Below are 15,453 nucleotides of genomic sequence, written 5' to 3'. Positions count from 1 at the left end.
TGGTCGTACCTTCTGGCCGGCATCATCGGGCTGGCCGTGGTCGTGGCCGTGCTCGGCTGGCGGGGGTTCACCGAGGCGGGCACGTCCGCCATCACCAGCACCGCCACGCCCGTCACCACCGTGGCCCCCCCGACCACCACCCAGCCCGAGACGACGGTCGGGCCCACCAGCAAGCCCTACGACATCCTCTGGGAGGAGCTCGCCAGCGAGGCGAGCACGCTCCGGAGCGAGGGCTTCGAGGCGCCCCCGGTCTGGCGCATCGAGTGGGCCTTCGACTGCAGCAACTTCGGCGACTACGGCGGCGGGAACTTCAAGATCACCGGCGACGGCGACTTCCAGCAGGAGATCCAGATCGAGAAGAGAGCCGTCCGCTACAACGGCACCACGCCCGTCCGCCGGGGCGGCTTCGGCCACCTGTACATCGAGACCGTCTGCGAGCAATGGACCGTCCGGGCCCTGTCCGGATGACCCAGCCACCCCCGGCGGCCACGATCGCCATCGTGGGCGGACGGGTCGTCCCCGTGGCCGGGCCGCCCGCCGAGGACGGGGTCGTCCTCGTCCGCGACGGGCGCATCGAGGCCGTCGGCCGCGACGTGCGCGTGCCCACCGACGCCGCGCGGGTGGACGCCCGCGGCAAGGTCGTCCTCCCCGGGCTGGTCGACGCCCACGTGCACCTGGGCGTCCACGAGGAGGCCGAGGGGTGGGCCGGCCAGGACACCAACGAGCTCACCGACCCCGTGACCCCGCACGTGCGGGCCCTTGACGCCATCAACCCGGCCGACCTCGGCTTCGCCGACGCGCTGGCCGGCGGGGTCCTGACCGTCAACGTCAACCCCGGGTCGGGCAACGCCATCGGCGGCCAGTCGGCCGCGGTCCGCAGCGCCGGGCGGGCGGTCGACGAGATGGTCCTGCGCGCCCCCAGCGGCATGAAGTCGGCCCTCGGGGAGAACCCCAAGCGGGTGTACGGCGACCGCACGCAGCTGCCCTCGACCCGCCTGGGCACGGCCGCGGTGATCCGCGACGCCCTCGTCAAGGCGGCCAACTACCTGGCCAAGCGGGACCGCGACGGCGACGAGCCGTTCGAGCGCGACCTGCGCTGGGAGGCGCTCGGCCTGGTCCTTGAGGGCGAGATCCCCTGGCGGCAGCACTGCCACCGGGCCGACGACATCGCCACCGCCCTGCGCCTGGCCGACGAGTTCGGCTACCGGCTGGTCATCGACCACGGCACCGAGGCCGTCCTGCTCGCCGACCGCCTGGCCGAGCGCCAGGTGCCCGTCCTGATCGGCCCCCTGCTGACCTCCCGCTCCAAGGTCGAGCTGCGCAACCGCTCCCTGGCCAACCCGGGCCGCCTGGCCGCCGCCGGGGTCGAGCTCGGCATCATCACCGACCACCCGGTCGTGCCCGTCCACCTCCTCCACGTCCAGGCCGCCCTGGCCGTCCGTGAGGGCCTCGACCCGGCCGACGCCCTCCGCGCCGTCACCCTCACCCCGGCCCGCGTCCTCGGCCTCGAGGACCGCCTCGGCTCGCTGGAGCCGGGCAAGGACGCCACCCTGTGCGTCTGGTCCGGCGACCCCCTCGACGCCCGCTCCCGGGTCGAGTCCGCCTGGATCGAAGGCCGCCAGGTCTACGGCGCGGACCCCGACGACCCGCCGTTCTAGACATCCCACGGCTGGTGGGTGTCAAGCCGCTTGTTGGTGTGGGGTTGGTTGGGGCCAGGCGTGCCGCTCGCTGTAGCGGCTGTGGTGGCGCAGGCAGCCGTGCAGGATGCCGACCAGACGGTTGGCCAGTGCTCGGAGGGCTTGGTGGTGGGTGGCGCCGCGGCTGCGCAGTTGGTCGTAGTAGGCCCGAGCGCCTGGGGAACGGGTCAGGGCGCTGAAGGCCCAGAGGTAGCAGGCGTCGGCCAGGCGTTTGTTGCGGGCCAGGCGGGCGAGGACGACGGTTCGGGTGCCAGAGGCACGGGTGATCGGGGCGGTGCCGGCATAGGACTTGCGGGCGGTAGGGTGGGGGTAGCGGGTCGGGTCATCCCCGAACTCCGCCAGCACCCGGGCGCCGAGGACCACGCCGAGTCCGGGCAGACTACGCAGGATCTCGGCGTCCGGGTGGATCTCAAAAGCGCTGGCGAGGTCGGTTTGCAGCGCACTGATCTGAGTGGTGAGCTCACCGATGACCTTGACGGTGGCGGTCACGGCCTGGCCGTAGGCGGCCGCCACGACCGGCGGGGCCGCCAGTTGCGGGCTGGCCAGCGCCTGGTGCAGCTGCCCGGCCCGCCGGCCCAGGTTGCGCTGACGGCCAGCTCGGCGCAGCCGTTCGGTGAGCTCGGCGACGGTCAGGGCCTGTCCGCCGGCGGGTGTGGGTGCGGCCCTCAGCACCGCCAGCGCCTCGGGGTTGGCCAAGTCAGCGCCAAAGGCAACCAGCGCGGCCGGGTAGAACTCCCGCAGCATGTTGCGCAGCGCGTTGACCTGGCGCTGACGGGCCCAGATCAGCGACTGGTGGGCACGGGCCAGCACCTTGACCGCCTCGGCCTGGGCGCTGTCCCCGGCCACCGGCCGGTGATGGTGGCGGTCGGTACGGACCAGATCGGCCAACACCCGCGCATCCCCACGGTCAGACTTGGCCCGCGAGCTGGTATGGCGCTCCCGATAGCGGCTGGCCGCCAGCGGGTTGATCCCATAGACCTGGTAGCCAGCAGCGGTCAGCGCGCCGACCAGCAGCCCCCGGTCGGTCTCGATCCCGACGACGACAGCGGCCGGCTCCTCAGCATGGTCAGCGATCAGCTGATGCAGCCGGGCCACGCCCTCGATCCCATCAGGCACCCGAGCCGTGGCCAGCAGCTGACCATCGTCGGCGAGCAAGCACACGTCATGGTGTCGCTCGGCCCAGTCGACCCCAACAAAGATCACCCCAACCTCCTCCTCGACGCCATCCCTAGCTGGAGCAGGCCCGCGGCGCGCTAATGGAGCAGCGCTCAGCCTTCGGCGCCTCATCCCACCAGCCATCAAGACCTACCCACCCACCAGCCGGGGCACGATCTAGAACCAGGACTCAACCCTCGGTCCAGCCCAACACAGTGCTCACCAGCTGATGGCTCGCAGCAAGAACCTATCCCGACCTCACTACCCACCCATTAGCCCCCGCGGGAGCGGCACGGTGGCCGCCACCGGCCGGACGCCGGACACCGACCCGGCGACCCGCTTCGGCGGCCAGAACCCCGAGCTCGCCGAGCCGGCCGTGAGCGACTAGGCGTCCATGACCTCCCGGACGGTGGTCGCGACCCGGTCGGCGGTGGGGACGACGGCCTGCTCCAGGTTGGCGGCGAAGGGCAGGGGAACGCAGGCGCTGGCGACCCGGCGGATGGGGGCGTCGAGGTCGTAGAAGGCCTCCTCGGCCACGATCGAGGCGACGGTGCCGCCCCAACCGCCCTGGTAGGGGTTCTCCTCGACGATGACCAGGCGGCTGGTGCGGGCGACCGAGCCGAGCACCGTGCGGGCGTCCAGGGGGATCAGGCAGCGCAGGTCGATCACCTCGGCGTCGACCCCGTCGGCGGCCAGCTGCTCGGCCGCGGCCATGGCCGTGGGCACGGTCGAGGCCAGGGCGACCAGGGTGACGTCGCCGCCGGGACGGCGGACCTCGGCGGCGCCCAGGGGCACGACGTGGTCGCCGGAGGGCGGCGGGTCGCCCTTGGAGGCGAACAGCGACTTGTGCTCGAACACCAGCACCGGGTCGTCCGAGCGGATGGCGGCGGCCATCAGGCCGACCATGTCGGCCGGGGTCGAGGGGGCGGCGATCTTGAGGCCGGGGACGGCGAAGGGCCAGTTCTCGACCGCCTGGGAGTGCTGGGCGCCGAAGCCGAGGCCGCCGCCGTTGGCGGTGCGGACGACCAGGGGGACGGTGACCTGGCCGCCGGTCATGTAGCGCATCTTGGGGATCTCGTTGGCGACGTAGTCCCAGCAGCAGGCCAGGAAGTCGGAGAACATGATCTCGGCCACCGGCCGCAGCCCGGTCATGGCCGCGCCCATGGCCGCGCCGACGATCGCCTGCTCGCTGATCGGGGTGTCCCAGACCCGCTCGGGGCCGAACTCGGTGAACAACCCCGCGGCCGTCTTGAACACGCCCTCGGCGGCGCCGATGTCCTCGCCCAGGCAGACCACGGTCTCGTCGCGCCGCATCTCCTGGGCGATCCCGGCCGCGACCGCCTCCCGGTAGGTGATCAGGTCCGCCATTGGGCACCTCCGTCCGCCCACACGTCGGTGAACGCGGTCGCCTCGTCGGGCGGCGGGGCCGCCTTGGCCGCCTCCACGGCGGCCGCGACCTGCTCGCGGGCCCGGGTGTCGGCGGCGTCGATGGCCGGCTGGTCGACCCCGCGGTCGCGCAGCCGCTCGGCCAGCACCAGCAGCGGGTCGCGCTTGAGCCAGGCGTCGACCTCCTCCTGGGGACGGTACTTGCCCGGGTCGGTGCGCGAGTGCCCGTGGTGGCGGTAGGTGAGGGCCTCGATCACCGTCGGGCCGTCCCCGGCCCGGGCCCGGGCGGCCGCCGCCGCCACCGCCCGCTGCACGGCCACGACGTCGTTGCCGTCGATCACCTCGGCCGGGAGCTGGTAGGCGGGAGCCCGGCCGGCGGCCGGCTGGGCGACCGCGGTCACCGTCTTGATCGAGGTGTACTCCATGTAGAGGTTGTTCTCGCAGACGAACAGCACCGGCAGCTTCCACACCGCGGCCAGGTTGAGGGCCTCGTGGAAGGCGCCGATGTTGGTCGCGCCGTCGCCGAAGAAGGCCACCGCGACCTGGCTGGTGCCGCGCAGCTTGGCCGACCAGGCGGCCCCGCAGGCGATCGGCAGGTGGGCCCCGACGATGGCGTACGACCCGAGCATGTTGTGGTCGGCCACGGTCAGGTGCATCGAGCCGCCCTTGGCGCCGCAGAGGCCGGTGGCCCGGCTCATCAGCTCGGCCAGGCAGGCCTCGGGGCTGGCCCCGCGGGCGATGGCGTGGTGGTGGCCGCGGTAGGTGGCGAACACGTAGTCGTCCGGCTCCAGGGCGGCGCTGGCCCCCACGGCCACCGCCTCCTGGCCGTTGGCCAGGTGGGTCGTGCCCTTGACCAGCCCGGCCATGAACAGGTCGAAGGCGGCCTTCTCGGTGGCCCGGATCAGCGCCATCCGCTCGTACAGCTCGAGCAGCTCCTCGACCTTCGGCTCCTCGGCGACGACGGTCATGGGGTCACCCGCCGGTTGCGGTGGGACTCGGCCTCCCGGGTGGCCGGCAGCGGCCCGTCCACGGCCCAGTAGCGCTGGCCGGCGACCAGCAGCTCCTCGGCCGGGAACTTGGTGATCACCTCGCAGCCGTCGGCGGTGACCACCACCTCCTCCTCGATCCGGGCCGCCGACCAGCCGTCGGCCGCCGGCCAGTAGGTCTCCAGGGCGAACAGCATGCCTTCCTCCAGCACCTCGGGGTGGTCGAGAGAGACGAGCCGGCTGAAGATCGGCTTCTCCCAGATGGACAGCCCGACCCCGTGCCCGTACTGGAGGGCGAAGGCGGCCTCCTCGTTGGGGAAGCCGAACTCGGTGGCCTCGGGCCACACCGAGACGATGTCGGCCGTGGTCGCGCCCGGCTTCACCAGGGCGATCGCCTCGTCCATGTAGTCGCGGCAGCGGACGTAGGCGTCGCGCATGGCCGCCGAGGCGCTGCCGACCGCGAAGCAGCGGTAGTAGCAGGTCCGGTAGCCGTTGTAGCTGTGCAGGATGTCGAAGAAGGCCGGGTCGCCGGGGCGCAGGATGCGGTCGGAGTAGACGTGGGGGTGGGGCGAGCAGCGCTCCCCGGAGATGGCGTTGACCCCCTCGACGTGCTCGGAGCCGAGGTCGTAGAGGACCTTGGCGACCAGGCCGACGCACTCGTTCTCGCGGACCCCGGGGCGCAGGAACCGGTACAGCTCGTCGTAGGCGGCGTCGACCAGGGTGGCGGCGGTGGTCAGCAGGGTGATCTCGTCCGGGGTCTTGATCCGGCGGGCGTCGAGGAACACCTGCTGGCCGTCCACCACCCGGAGGCCGGCCGCCTCCATGGCGGCCAGCACGGGCAGCTCGGCCACGTCCACCCCGACCGGCTCGCCGGCCAGGCCGTGGGCCTCCAGCTCGCGCCGGATCTTGGCCGCGACCCCGTCGGCGATGCCGGCGTCGGGGTTGAAGGCGCCGCGCAGGGTGGAGATGCCGGCCCGGGCCCGGCCCTGCTCGGGGTCGCTCGGCCGCCCGTCCAGCCAGGGGTTGTAGAGCTGGTGGTGGCGGGCCGCGGAGCCGAAGTCCCACACCACCGGCTCGCCGCCCCGGGGCAGCAGGGCGAAGCGGATCAGCTTGTCCATCGCCCAGGTGCCGATATGGGTCGAGGTCATGTAGCGGATGTTGTGGAAGTCGAAGCTGAGCAGGGCGCCCAGCTCCGAGCGGTCCAGCGCCTCCTTCAGCCGCGCCAGCCGCTCGGTGCGGAGCCGGTCGAAGTCGACCCGCTCCTCCCAGTCGACGGCGTTCGGCCCGTACGTTCGGATGCCCATGGCGTTCTCCTCCGACCCGGTGGACCTCGGGAGTACGCCATCGACGACCAGTCGTCAAGTGGGACTGAACGGGGCTTGCTCAGGTGGCGTGGCGGCCGAGGATGCACCAGATGGCGTGGGCCGGGGTGTCGCCGTCGTTGCGGAGCCGGTGCGGGGTGGTCGCGGGGAAGCTGATGGAGTCGCCCGGGCCCAGCTCGTAGCGGTCGAAGCCGACGTCGACCCGGAGCCGGCCGGCGGTCAGGTAGCCGAACTCCTGGCCGGCATGGCGCATGAAGGCGCCCTCCCGCGACGAGCAGGCGCCGGGCTGGTACGTCACATGGAGGTACTCCACCCCCGGGTACGACCCGGCGGTGAGGCGGCTCCACTGGACCCCCGACTCCAGCTCCAGCGTCTCGTGCTCGTCCGCCCGCTGCAAGGAGAAGAAGCCCTCCTGACGTTGGGGGACGACCACGTGAGGAGCGTCGGACAGGAGGCTGTCCACGGAGATGTTGAGCAGGTTCACGATGTCGAACAGCTTGCTCACCGACGGATGGGCCTTGCCGGTCTCGATCTGGGACAGGGCGCTGGCGCTGATCCCCAGGCGCCTGGCCATCTCGCGCAAGCCCAGCCCCTGGCCCAGGCGTTCGGCCCGGAGCCGGCGGCCCAGGTCGAGGGCGGGCGCGCCGGCCAGCTCCTCTGGCTGCCTGGCCGGCTCGTCCCCGATGGCGGTCATGGAGGCAGTGTACAGAGCGCCCCCAGGCCACTGTTCAGCGTTACTGGACACGCGGTAAGCTCCGCCCCGACACGGGTTGCCCTTCGTCGAGGAGGAGAACCAATGGCCGACCGGCTCCTGCTGCGTGGCGGCACCGTCCTGACCGTCGACCCCGACCTCGGCGACCTGCCGCAGGGCGACGTCCTCATCGAGGGGGACAAGATCGCCCAGGTCGCCCCCCAGATCGACGCCGACGCCGAGGTGGTCGACGCCAGCGGCAAGATCGTCATCCCCGGTTTCATCGACACCCACCGCCACACCTGGGAGGCGGCCATCCGTGGCTGCGCCCCCAACGCCACCCTCGGCACCTACTTCGTGGAGGTGCTCGACTCCTTCGCCCCCCACTACCGGCCCGAGGACGTCTACGCCAGCAACCTGGCCGGGGCCCTCGAATGCATCAACGCCGGCATCACGACCCTGGTCGACTGGTCCCACATCAACAACTCCCCCGAGCACCCCGACGCCGGCATCCGCGGGCTCCAGGAGGCCGGCATCCGGGCCCAGTACGCCTACGGCAGCGCCAACACCTCCCTGAACGACTACTGGAACAACAGCAAGATCGCCATCCCCGCCGACGACGTGCGCCGGGTCCGCGACACCTACTTCTCCTCCGACGACGGCCTGCTGACCATGGCCCTGGCGACCCGGGGCCCGACCTACTGCATGGACGAGGTGGTCAAGGCGGAGTGGGCCCTGGCCCGCGAGGTCGGCATCCCCATCACCATCCACGTGGCCATGCACTCGGCCGGTCGCTTCGGCATGGTCAAGCAGCTCAGCGACCTGGGCATGCTCGGCCCGGACACGACCTACATCCACTGCTGCTACCTGAGCGACGAGGAGTGGCGGCTGGTGGCCGACAGCGGCGGCACCGTGTCGATCGCCCCCCAGATCGAGGCGCAGATGGGGCACGGCTGGCCGCCGGTGCTCAAGTCGATGGAGTACGGGCTGCGGCCCAGCCTCTCGATCGACGTCGTCACCACCGCCCCCGGCGACATGTTCACCCAGATCCGAGCCGCCTTCGCCTGCGACCGGGCCCGGGTCAACGCGGCCGGCTGGGAGGCGGGGGCCGAGGGCGACGTGTCCGATGACATGCTCACGGCCCGCCAGATGCTGGAGCTGGCCACCGTCAACGGCGCCCATGTGGCCGGGGTCGAGGACCGGACCGGCTCGCTCACCCCGGGCAAGCAGGCCGACGTGGTCGTGCTGGACGCGACCGCCCTCAACGTCGCCCCGGTGATCGACCCGGTGGCCGCCGTCACCAACTGCGCCGACGTGTCCAACGTCGAGACCGTGCTCATCGGCGGCCGGGTCCGCAAGCGCGACGGCAAGCTGCTGGCCGACGTCGACACGGCCCGCCGGCAGGTCGAGGCCTCGCGCGACTACCTGGTGCAGGAGATGGAGCGCACACGGGCCGCCAAGCAGCAGGCATGACCGCCAGGTACCTGGTCGCCCGGGCCGGCGAGGCCGACCCGGTGGTGCCAGGGCCGTTCGCCGCCCACAGCGCCGGGTTCCGCCGCTGGGCGGTGGTCGGCGAGGCCGCCGCCGTCCACACCGGCTTCGGGATCTGCGCCCTGGAGGCGGGCGGCCGCGTCGACGCCCACGTCCACTCCTTCGAGGTGAGCGTGTTCGTGCTCGAGGGCACCCTCGTCCTCGACACCGCCGAGGGGTCGGTGCGGCTCGGCCCGGGCGACTACGGGTACGTCCCCGTCGGGGTGGCCCACGCCGCCCGCAACCCGGGGCCGGGGACGGCCCGCTGGGCCGACATGCTCGCCCCCCAGCCCCGGGCCCGGTTCGGCGGCGACACCTTCTTCGTGCCGCCGCTGGCCGCCGGCGACCCGGTCCCGGTCGACGTCCGCGACCCGCGGACGCGCTCGTTCGGGCACATCGACCCGGCCAACATGGACCCGGCCCGCCAGACTCAGGACCAGCTCGCCGTCTCGGCCAGCATGCGCACCGCCCTGCTCGTCTACAGCGGCATCACCGTCAAGATGATGGTCGACAGCGACCTCGGGGCCCAGCTCCAGACCATGTTCATGGTCCAGTACGAGCCGGGCGGGCGGGCCGGCACCCACGACCACCCGCTGGAGGAGACCTACCTGGTCCTGGAGGGCGAGGTCGACGCCAGCTTCGACGGCGACACCGTCCGCCTGGGCCCCGGCGACGCCGCCTGGGCCGGGGTCGGCTGCGTCCACGGGTTCTCCAACCCGGCCGACCGGCCGGTGCGCTGGCTGGAGACCCAGGCCCCGCAGCCGCCGGCCCGCCACTCCTACCGCTTCACCCGCGACTGGGACTACCTGCGCGACGCGCTCGCCTGACGACGCCTGAAAGGACCACGCCATGCCGGAGCCAGGATCGGTCGTCGTGATCGGGGGCACCTCGGGCCTGGGGCTGGAGGTGGCCCGCCACTACGCGAAGCAGGGACGCGAGGTCGTGCTGTCCGGCCGCGACCAGGGACGGGCCGAGGCCGCCGCCGCCGACGTCGGCGGCAGGGCCAGGGGCGTCGCCCTCGACCTGGCCGAGCCGGGCCAGCTGGCCGACCGGCTGGCCGGGGTCGAGGGGGTCGGGCACCTGGTCCTGGCCGCGATCGAGCGCGACGAGAACACGGTCCGCGACTTCGACCTGGAGGGCGCGACCCGGCTGGCCACCCTGAAGCTGGTCGGCTACGCCGAGACGGTCCACCAGCTGGCGCCCCGGATGGACCCGGGCGGCTCGGTGGTGCTGTTCGGGGGGCGGGCCAAGGACCGGCCCTACCCGGGCTCGACCATGGTGTCGACGGTGAACGGCGGCGTCATCGGGCTGGTCCACTCCCTGGCCGTGGAGCTGGCCCCGATCCGCTGCAACGCCATCCACCCCGGCATCGTCGGCGACAGCCCCTACTGGAGCGCCAAGGGCGAGCCGGCCCTGGAGCCGGTCCGGAACCGGACCCCGACGCGGCGGCTGGTGACGATGGAGGATATCGTCGGCGCGGTCGTGTTCCTGCTCGAGAACCGGTCGGTGAACGGCGAGAACCTGCACGTCGACGGCGGCTGGCTCCTGCTGTAGAGGGGTGAGGTGGTTGGACGGCGAGCCGAGGGTCGCGGTCGTCGGGGCCGGGCGCATGGGCGCGGCCATGGTGGGCACGCTGCGCCGGGCCGGGCTGGAGGTGCTGGTCCACAACCGGACCCGGGCCAAGGCGGAGGCGGCCGCCGAGGCCGCCGGGGCCACCGTCGCCGCCACCGCCCGCGAGGCCGCCGCCGGCGCCCAGGTGGTGGTCAGCTCCCTGGCCGACGACGCCGCCGTCGGGGCCGCCTACACCGGCACCGACGGGATCGTGGCCGGGCTCCAGCCCGGCACGGTGATCTGCGAGTCCAGCACCATCGACCCCGGCACCGTGCACCGGCTGCGGCCGCTGGTCGAGGACCGGGGGGCGTTCCTGCTCGACACCCCCGTGTCCGGCAGCGTCCCGGCCGTCGAGGCGGGCACGCTCACCATCATGGCCGGCGGCGACGCGGCCGTCCTGGAGCGGGCCCGCCCGGTCCTGGACGCCCTGGCCAAGCAGGTCTTCCACGTCGGCGAGCTCGGCTCGGGGGCGGTGATGAAGCTGGCCGTGAACGCGATCCTGCACGGCCTCAACCTGACCCTGTCCGAGAGCCTGGTCCTGGCCGAGCAGGCCGGGGTCGAGCGGGCGACCGCCTACGAGGTGTTCGCGTCCAGCGCCATCGCGGCCCCGTTCGTCCACTACAAGCGCGAGGCGTTCGAGCACCCGGGCCGGCCCCCGGTCGCCTTCAGCCTGGAGCTGGCGGCCAAGGACCTCGACCTCATCCTCGCCCTGGCCGACCAGGCCGGCGCCCCCATGGAGCAGGCGGCCACCAACCGCGAGGTCGTCCGCGCCGCCGTCGCCGCCGGCCTCGGCGACCACGACCTGAGCGAGCTCGCCACCTACCTCCGCTCCGAGGCCTCCGAGCCGGAGCGCCCCTGACCGGCCGGGTGGCTCAGGGGTTCTGCTCGCCGGACGCGGTGTCCTCGACCCGGCGGCGGTCGTCCTCGTGGGCCGGGAGGGCGTCCTCGGTCAGGCCGGCGTCGCTCATGTTCGCGACCTCGGCCGCGTCCTCCTCGAAGCTCGAGCCCGCCGGCCCGCGGGTCTCGTCCCGCTCGTGGTCGGGCAGCCCCCCGTCCTCGGTCCGGGTCTCCCCGCGCTCCACGCTGTCGTCCGGCCCGCTGCTCACGATCGCCACCTCCCGGGTTGGAACCGCTCCGACGCTGCTCAGTTGCCCCGCGAACCCGGCCGGAAACGCGGCCGGCGCGTCCGTGGGACCATCACGGGCATGAGCGACCCGATCCTGTTCCTGGTCGACGACCGCCCCAAGGTGCTGGAGGCGCTGGCCGGCGACCTGGAGCGGCGGTTCGGGCGGGACCACCGGATCCTCTCCGATACCTCGCCCGGGGCGGCCCTTGAGGCGCTGGCCGGGCTGGCCGGGCGGGGCGAGGAGGTCGCCGTGGTGGTGGCGGGCCAGAAGATGGCCGAGCTGCCGGGGGTGCTGTTCCTGCTCAAGGCCCACGAGCTGCACCCGTCGGCCAAGCGGGTCCTGCTGGTCGGGCGGCGCGACTGGACGCCGGAGAACCCGGCCGTGCGGGCCATGACCCTTGGGCAGATCGACACCTACCTGTTCGAGCCCTGGCTGCCGGTGGGGCGGTTCCTGGACCTGCCGATCAGCCAGGTCCTGGCCGACTGGGTGCCGTCGCGGGGGCGGTCGTTCGAGGGGATCCGGATCGTGGGGCCGCGCTTGGGGACCCGCTCGCACGAGCTGCGCGACATGCTGACCCGCATGGGCATCCCCCACGGCTGGTACTCGGCCGGCTCGGCCGAGGGCCGCCGGCTGCTGGAGGAGGCGGGCGAGGACGGCGCCCGGCTGCCGGTGGTGGTGTTCCACAGCGGCCAGGTGTTCGTCGACCCCAGCGACGCCGAGCTGGTCGCCGCCCTCGGGTTCGGGACCAGGCCGGCCGCCGGGGCCTACGACCTGGTGATCGTGGGGGCCGGCCCGGCCGGGCTGGCCGCCGCCGTCTACGCCGCCTCCGAGGGCCTGGACACCCTGGTGGTGGAGCCGCGGGCGGCCGGCGGGCAGGCCGGCACCTCCTCCATGATCCGCAACTACCTGGGCTTCCCGCGTGGGATCGGCGGTGGCGACCTGGCCAACCGGGCGCTGGAGCAGGCGTGGCTGTTCGGGGCCAACCTGGTCCTGGCCCAGCGGGCGACCGGGCTGCGGGTCGACGGCCCCCGGCGCCTGGTCCGGCTGTCGGACGGCGGCGAGGTCGCCGCCGAGGCGGTGGTGGTGGCCTCCGGGGTGGCCTGGCGGCGGCTCGGCGTGCCGCGGCTGGAGGCGCTGGTCGGGGCGGGGGTGTTCTACGGCGCGGCCGGGGCCGAGGCCAGGGCCATGGAGGCCCAGGACGTGTTCGTGGTCGGGGCCGGCAACTCCGCCGCCCAGGCCGCGCTCCACCTGGCCAGGTACGCCGCCTCGGTGACCCTGCTGGTCCGCGGGCCCGACCTGGGGGCCAGCATGTCCGACTACCTGGTCCAGGAGATCGAGCAGGCCCCGAACGTGGCCGTCCGCCTGCGCACCCGGGTGGTCGACGGGGTCGGCGGCCACCGCCTGGAGGGGCTGGTGCTGCGCTGCCGCGGCGACGGGTCGACCGAGGAGGTGCCGGCGGCCGCCCTGTTCGTGATGATCGGGGGCGAGCCCCGGACCGAGTGGCTGTCGGGGGTGGAGCGCGACGACCGCGGCTACGTCCTCACCGGCCACGACCTGCTCGGCCCCGACGGCCTCCCGGCCGGCTGGCCCCTGAAGCGGCCCCCGCTGCTGCTGGAGACCAGCATCCCCGGGGTGTTCGCGGCCGGCGACGTCCGCCACCGCTCCGTCAAGCGGGTCGCCTCGGCGGTCGGCGAGGGCGCCGTGGCTGTCCAGCTGGTCCACCAGTACCTGGACCGGCGACCCTGACCCGGCGCGCCGGTGGTCAGAGGAGCCAGCGCAGCAGCACGACGAGGGCGACGATGACGAGCTCGATCAGGACGGCGTAGCGGACGCCGACGATGGCGTTGCCGTCGTCGTCAGGGTCGTTGGCCAGTGGCTCGATCACGGGGCGGCCTTCCGTCGACGGTCCACCGGCCGCGTGGCAATCGTTTTGTGATAGCACAGGTTGCTCCGCTTGAACCAACTCGATCAAGACCGGCGCCCGTGACGGCGGGGCCGCGGCTCCTGTCCACGGCCCCGCTGCCGTTCGGGTTCAGGGCTGCTCGGCGGGATCGGGGTGGTAGATCCCGACGGCCTCCTCGGCGGTGCCGCCGGGGCCGGTGGCCCGGACCGTCAGGTGGGCGAGCAGGGGCTCGTCCCGGTAGCGCCAGTTGACCCACCAGCCGTCGCGGCCGTTGGTGTCCTGGCCGATCCGCACGCCCAGGTCGCCCACGCCGGTCCCGGTCGGGGTGAGCAGGAACTCGACCTTGGTGGCGTTGGGGGCGTCGGTGACGAGGGTGAGGATGCCGGCGCCGCCGGGCAGCCGCCAGAAGCCGCCCTCCTGGGGCAGGACGGGCTCGCTGCCGAAGCCGACGATGCGTGGCCTGGGGGCCGGGGCGGTGGTGTCGGACGGAGTGCCGCCGGAGCCGGCCAGGTCCTGGGGCGCCGGGTCGACCGGGGCGGCGGGCTCGGCCTGCGGCGCCTGGGGCGTCGGGACCGGGGTGGCCTCGGAGGTGCCGTAGCGGTAGCCGCCGCCGCCGGCGAGCGCCCAGCCGGTGACGGCGACGGCGACCAGGGCGACGACGATGAGCAGGATACGGACGGGTCGCATGGTAACTGCCTTCTCCCGATTACTGGTGTCGTCACCATGCTGCGCCGGACGGCGGCGGCCGGCAGTGACGTGCCGCACCTTCCGGCGGTGCCGTCCGTCACAACTGCATGACCACGGCCTTGGCCTCGGTGAAGAAGTCGCGGCTCCAGCTCCCGCCCTCGCGGCCGATGCCGGAGTCCTTGTAGCCGCCGAAGGGCGCCCGCAGGTCGCGGACGAAGAAGCAGTTGACCCAGATGGTGCCGGCCCGGACGGCGGCCGCGACCCGGTGGGCGCGGCGCAGGCTCTCGGTGAACACCATGGCGTTGAGGCCGTAGGCCGAGTCGTTGGCCAGGGCCACCGCCTCCTCGTCGCTGTCGAAGGGCTGCACGACCACCACCGGGCCGAAGATCTCCTCGCGGCAGACGCGCATGTCCTGGCGGACGTCGACCAGCACGGTGGGCCGGACCCACCAGCCGTCGCCGCGGCCACCGGTGCGGACCTTGGCCCCCTCGGTGGCGGCCAGGTCGAGGTAGCCGCTGACCTTGCGCCAGTGCTCGTGGGAGGAGAGGGGCCCGACCTCGGTGGCCTCGTCCAGCGGGTCGCCCAGGCGCATGGCCTCGGCCCCGGCCACGAACCGCTCCAGGAACTCATCGTAGACGGGACGCTGCACGTACAGCCGCGACCCGGACAGGCACACCTGGCCGGCGTTGAGGAAGATGGCCCGCAGCGACCAGTCGACGGCGTTGGCCAGGTCGGCGTCGGCGAAGACCAGGTTGGCGCCCTTGCCGCCGAGCTCGAAGCTGACCCGCTTGAGGGTCGGGGCGCCGGCGGCCAGGATGGCCCGGCCGGTGGCCGACTCGCCGGTGAAGGTGATCAGGTCGACCCCCGGGTCCTCGGTGAGGGCCTGGCCGGCCTCGCCGGGGCCGAACCCCTGGACGACGTTGAGGGTCCCCGGCGGCAGGCCGGCCTGGCCGGCCAGCAGGCCGAGGCGGTGGCAGGACGCCGGCGACTGCTCGGCCGGCTTGAGCACGACCGTGTTGCCGAAGGCCAGGGCCGGGGCGACCTTCCAGCTGGCCAGCATGAGCGGGAAGTTCCAGGGTGAGATGGCGGCGGCCACCCCGACCGGCTCGTGCCGGGTGTAGACGTGGTGGCCGGTCGGCGACGGCAGCGCCTCGTCGGTGGCCAGGGCGGCGAAGTCGGCGAAGAAGCGGAAGTTGAGGGCCGCCCGGTGGGCGTCGTTGTCGCGGGCCTGGCGGATCGGCTTGCCCATGTCGGTCGAGTCGAGCCGGCCGAGGGTGGCCGCCTCGGCCTCGATCAGGTCGGCCAGCCGGTGCAGGGCCCGGCCGCGCTCGGCCGGGGCCATCCGCGGCCACGGGCCC

At 73.5% G+C, this 15,453-nt stretch carries 16 protein-coding genes; 7 read left to right on the top strand and 9 right to left on the bottom strand.

What is annotated here, in order from left to right; genetic code table 11:
- The coding region (locus VF468_24555; protein HEX5881461.1) for a hypothetical protein at positions 1 to 468 on the top strand (468 nt) is incomplete at its 5' end.
- On the top strand, positions 465 to 1,658 hold the full coding sequence (locus VF468_24550) for an amidohydrolase (protein ID HEX5881460.1): 1,194 nt from the start codon (positions 465 to 467) through the stop codon (positions 1,656 to 1,658). The genes VF468_24555 and VF468_24550, both read left to right, overlap by 4 nt.
- A gap of 21 nt (positions 1,659 to 1,679) precedes the next feature.
- On the opposite strand, the gene VF468_24545 is transcribed toward VF468_24550, so the two are convergent.
- From VF468_24545 to VF468_24525, 5 genes are all read right to left on the bottom strand, one after another.
- On the bottom strand, positions 1,680 to 2,900 hold the full coding sequence (locus VF468_24545) for an IS110 family transposase (GenBank protein ID HEX5881459.1): 1,221 nt from the start codon (positions 2,898 to 2,900) through the stop codon (positions 1,680 to 1,682).
- Between the two features lie 336 nt (positions 2,901 to 3,236).
- Positions 3,237 to 4,220: an alpha-ketoacid dehydrogenase subunit beta gene (locus tag VF468_24540; GenBank protein HEX5881458.1), complete on the bottom strand. Its 984-nt coding sequence runs from the start codon at positions 4,218 to 4,220 to the stop codon at positions 3,237 to 3,239.
- Entirely contained in the window at positions 4,208 to 5,206 is a 999-nt protein-coding gene (locus tag VF468_24535) for a thiamine pyrophosphate-dependent dehydrogenase E1 component subunit alpha (protein HEX5881457.1), read from the bottom strand. The genes VF468_24540 and VF468_24535 overlap by 13 nt, the downstream gene beginning before the upstream one ends.
- Entirely contained in the window at positions 5,203 to 6,528 is a 1,326-nt protein-coding gene (locus tag VF468_24530; protein ID HEX5881456.1) for a Xaa-Pro peptidase family protein, read from the bottom strand. The genes VF468_24535 and VF468_24530 overlap by 4 nt, the downstream gene beginning before the upstream one ends.
- 79 nt (positions 6,529 to 6,607) lie before the next feature.
- On the bottom strand, positions 6,608 to 7,240 hold the full coding sequence (locus VF468_24525; protein HEX5881455.1) for a cupin domain-containing protein: 633 nt from the start codon (positions 7,238 to 7,240) through the stop codon (positions 6,608 to 6,610).
- A gap of 102 nt (positions 7,241 to 7,342) precedes the next feature.
- Here VF468_24525 and VF468_24520 point away from each other — a divergent pair, with 102 nt between their 5' ends.
- From VF468_24520 to VF468_24505, 4 genes are read left to right on the top strand one after another with little or no spacing between them, the layout of a single operon-like run.
- Positions 7,343 to 8,710, top strand: coding sequence for an amidohydrolase family protein (locus VF468_24520; protein HEX5881454.1), 1,368 nt, complete (start codon positions 7,343 to 7,345; stop codon positions 8,708 to 8,710).
- The gene (locus tag VF468_24515) at positions 8,707 to 9,594 is read left to right on the top strand and encodes a cupin domain-containing protein (protein ID HEX5881453.1); all 888 of its coding nucleotides are present in this window, start codon (positions 8,707 to 8,709) and stop codon (positions 9,592 to 9,594) included. Before VF468_24520 ends, VF468_24515 begins: the two co-directional genes overlap by 4 nt.
- A gap of 22 nt (positions 9,595 to 9,616) precedes the next feature.
- The gene (locus tag VF468_24510; protein HEX5881452.1) at positions 9,617 to 10,321 is read left to right on the top strand and encodes an SDR family oxidoreductase; all 705 of its coding nucleotides are present in this window, start codon (positions 9,617 to 9,619) and stop codon (positions 10,319 to 10,321) included.
- A 13-nt stretch (positions 10,322 to 10,334) separates the two neighbouring features.
- The gene (locus VF468_24505; protein HEX5881451.1) at positions 10,335 to 11,237 is read left to right on the top strand and encodes an NAD(P)-dependent oxidoreductase; all 903 of its coding nucleotides are present in this window, start codon (positions 10,335 to 10,337) and stop codon (positions 11,235 to 11,237) included.
- A gap of 13 nt (positions 11,238 to 11,250) precedes the next feature.
- Here VF468_24505 and VF468_24500 read toward each other — a convergent pair whose 3' ends face one another.
- On the bottom strand, positions 11,251 to 11,484 hold the full coding sequence (locus tag VF468_24500; GenBank protein ID HEX5881450.1) for a hypothetical protein: 234 nt from the start codon (positions 11,482 to 11,484) through the stop codon (positions 11,251 to 11,253).
- Between the two features lie 99 nt (positions 11,485 to 11,583).
- Between VF468_24500 and VF468_24495 the strand changes: the two genes are divergently transcribed.
- Positions 11,584 to 13,251, top strand: coding sequence for an FAD-dependent oxidoreductase (locus VF468_24495; protein HEX5881449.1), 1,668 nt, complete (start codon positions 11,584 to 11,586; stop codon positions 13,249 to 13,251).
- Between the two features lie 16 nt (positions 13,252 to 13,267).
- Here the strand turns inward: VF468_24495 and VF468_24490 are convergent, their stop codons facing one another.
- The 3 genes from VF468_24490 to VF468_24480 all read right to left on the bottom strand — a co-directional run.
- A complete protein-coding gene (locus VF468_24490) occupies positions 13,268 to 13,390 on the bottom strand; it encodes a hypothetical protein (GenBank protein ID HEX5881448.1) in 123 nt (40 codons plus the stop codon).
- A 147-nt stretch (positions 13,391 to 13,537) separates the two neighbouring features.
- Complete coding sequence (locus VF468_24485; GenBank protein ID HEX5881447.1) at positions 13,538 to 14,095, bottom strand: hypothetical protein; 558 nt, start codon at positions 14,093 to 14,095, stop codon at positions 13,538 to 13,540.
- Between the two features lie 97 nt (positions 14,096 to 14,192).
- Positions 14,193 to 15,453, bottom strand: a 1,261-nt coding sequence (locus VF468_24480; GenBank protein ID HEX5881446.1) for an aldehyde dehydrogenase, incomplete at its 5' end; no start/stop codon positions are given.

It is taken from the genome of Actinomycetota bacterium (assembly GCA_036280995.1).
In the GTDB taxonomy this organism is placed as follows: Bacteria; Actinomycetota; CALGFH01; order CALGFH01; family CALGFH01; genus CALGFH01.
The sequence above is the reverse complement of the archived record's forward strand: the minus strand, read 5'-3'. Positions and strand labels throughout refer to the sequence as shown.

What these genes read in the sequence shown, in the direction of transcription:
- VF468_24510 (HEX5881452.1), top strand. Translation starts at nt 9,617, where the DNA reads ATGCCGGAGCCAGGATCGGTCGTCGTGATCGGGGGCACCTCGGGCCTG.
- VF468_24530 (HEX5881456.1), bottom strand. Translation starts at nt 6,528, where the DNA reads ATGGGCATCCGAACGTACGGGCCGAACGCCGTCGACTGGGAGGAGCGG.
- VF468_24540 (HEX5881458.1), bottom strand. Translation starts at nt 4,220, where the DNA reads ATGGCGGACCTGATCACCTACCGGGAGGCGGTCGCGGCCGGGATCGCC.
- VF468_24495 (HEX5881449.1), top strand. Translation starts at nt 11,584, where the DNA reads ATGAGCGACCCGATCCTGTTCCTGGTCGACGACCGCCCCAAGGTGCTG.
- VF468_24515 (HEX5881453.1), top strand. Translation starts at nt 8,707, where the DNA reads ATGACCGCCAGGTACCTGGTCGCCCGGGCCGGCGAGGCCGACCCGGTG.
- VF468_24485 (HEX5881447.1), bottom strand. Translation starts at nt 14,095, where the DNA reads ATGCGACCCGTCCGTATCCTGCTCATCGTCGTCGCCCTGGTCGCCGTC.
- VF468_24520 (HEX5881454.1), top strand. Translation starts at nt 7,343, where the DNA reads ATGGCCGACCGGCTCCTGCTGCGTGGCGGCACCGTCCTGACCGTCGAC.
- VF468_24550 (HEX5881460.1), top strand. Translation starts at nt 465, where the DNA reads ATGACCCAGCCACCCCCGGCGGCCACGATCGCCATCGTGGGCGGACGG.
- VF468_24535 (HEX5881457.1), bottom strand. Translation starts at nt 5,206, where the DNA reads ATGACCGTCGTCGCCGAGGAGCCGAAGGTCGAGGAGCTGCTCGAGCTG.
- VF468_24525 (HEX5881455.1), bottom strand. Translation starts at nt 7,240, where the DNA reads ATGACCGCCATCGGGGACGAGCCGGCCAGGCAGCCAGAGGAGCTGGCC.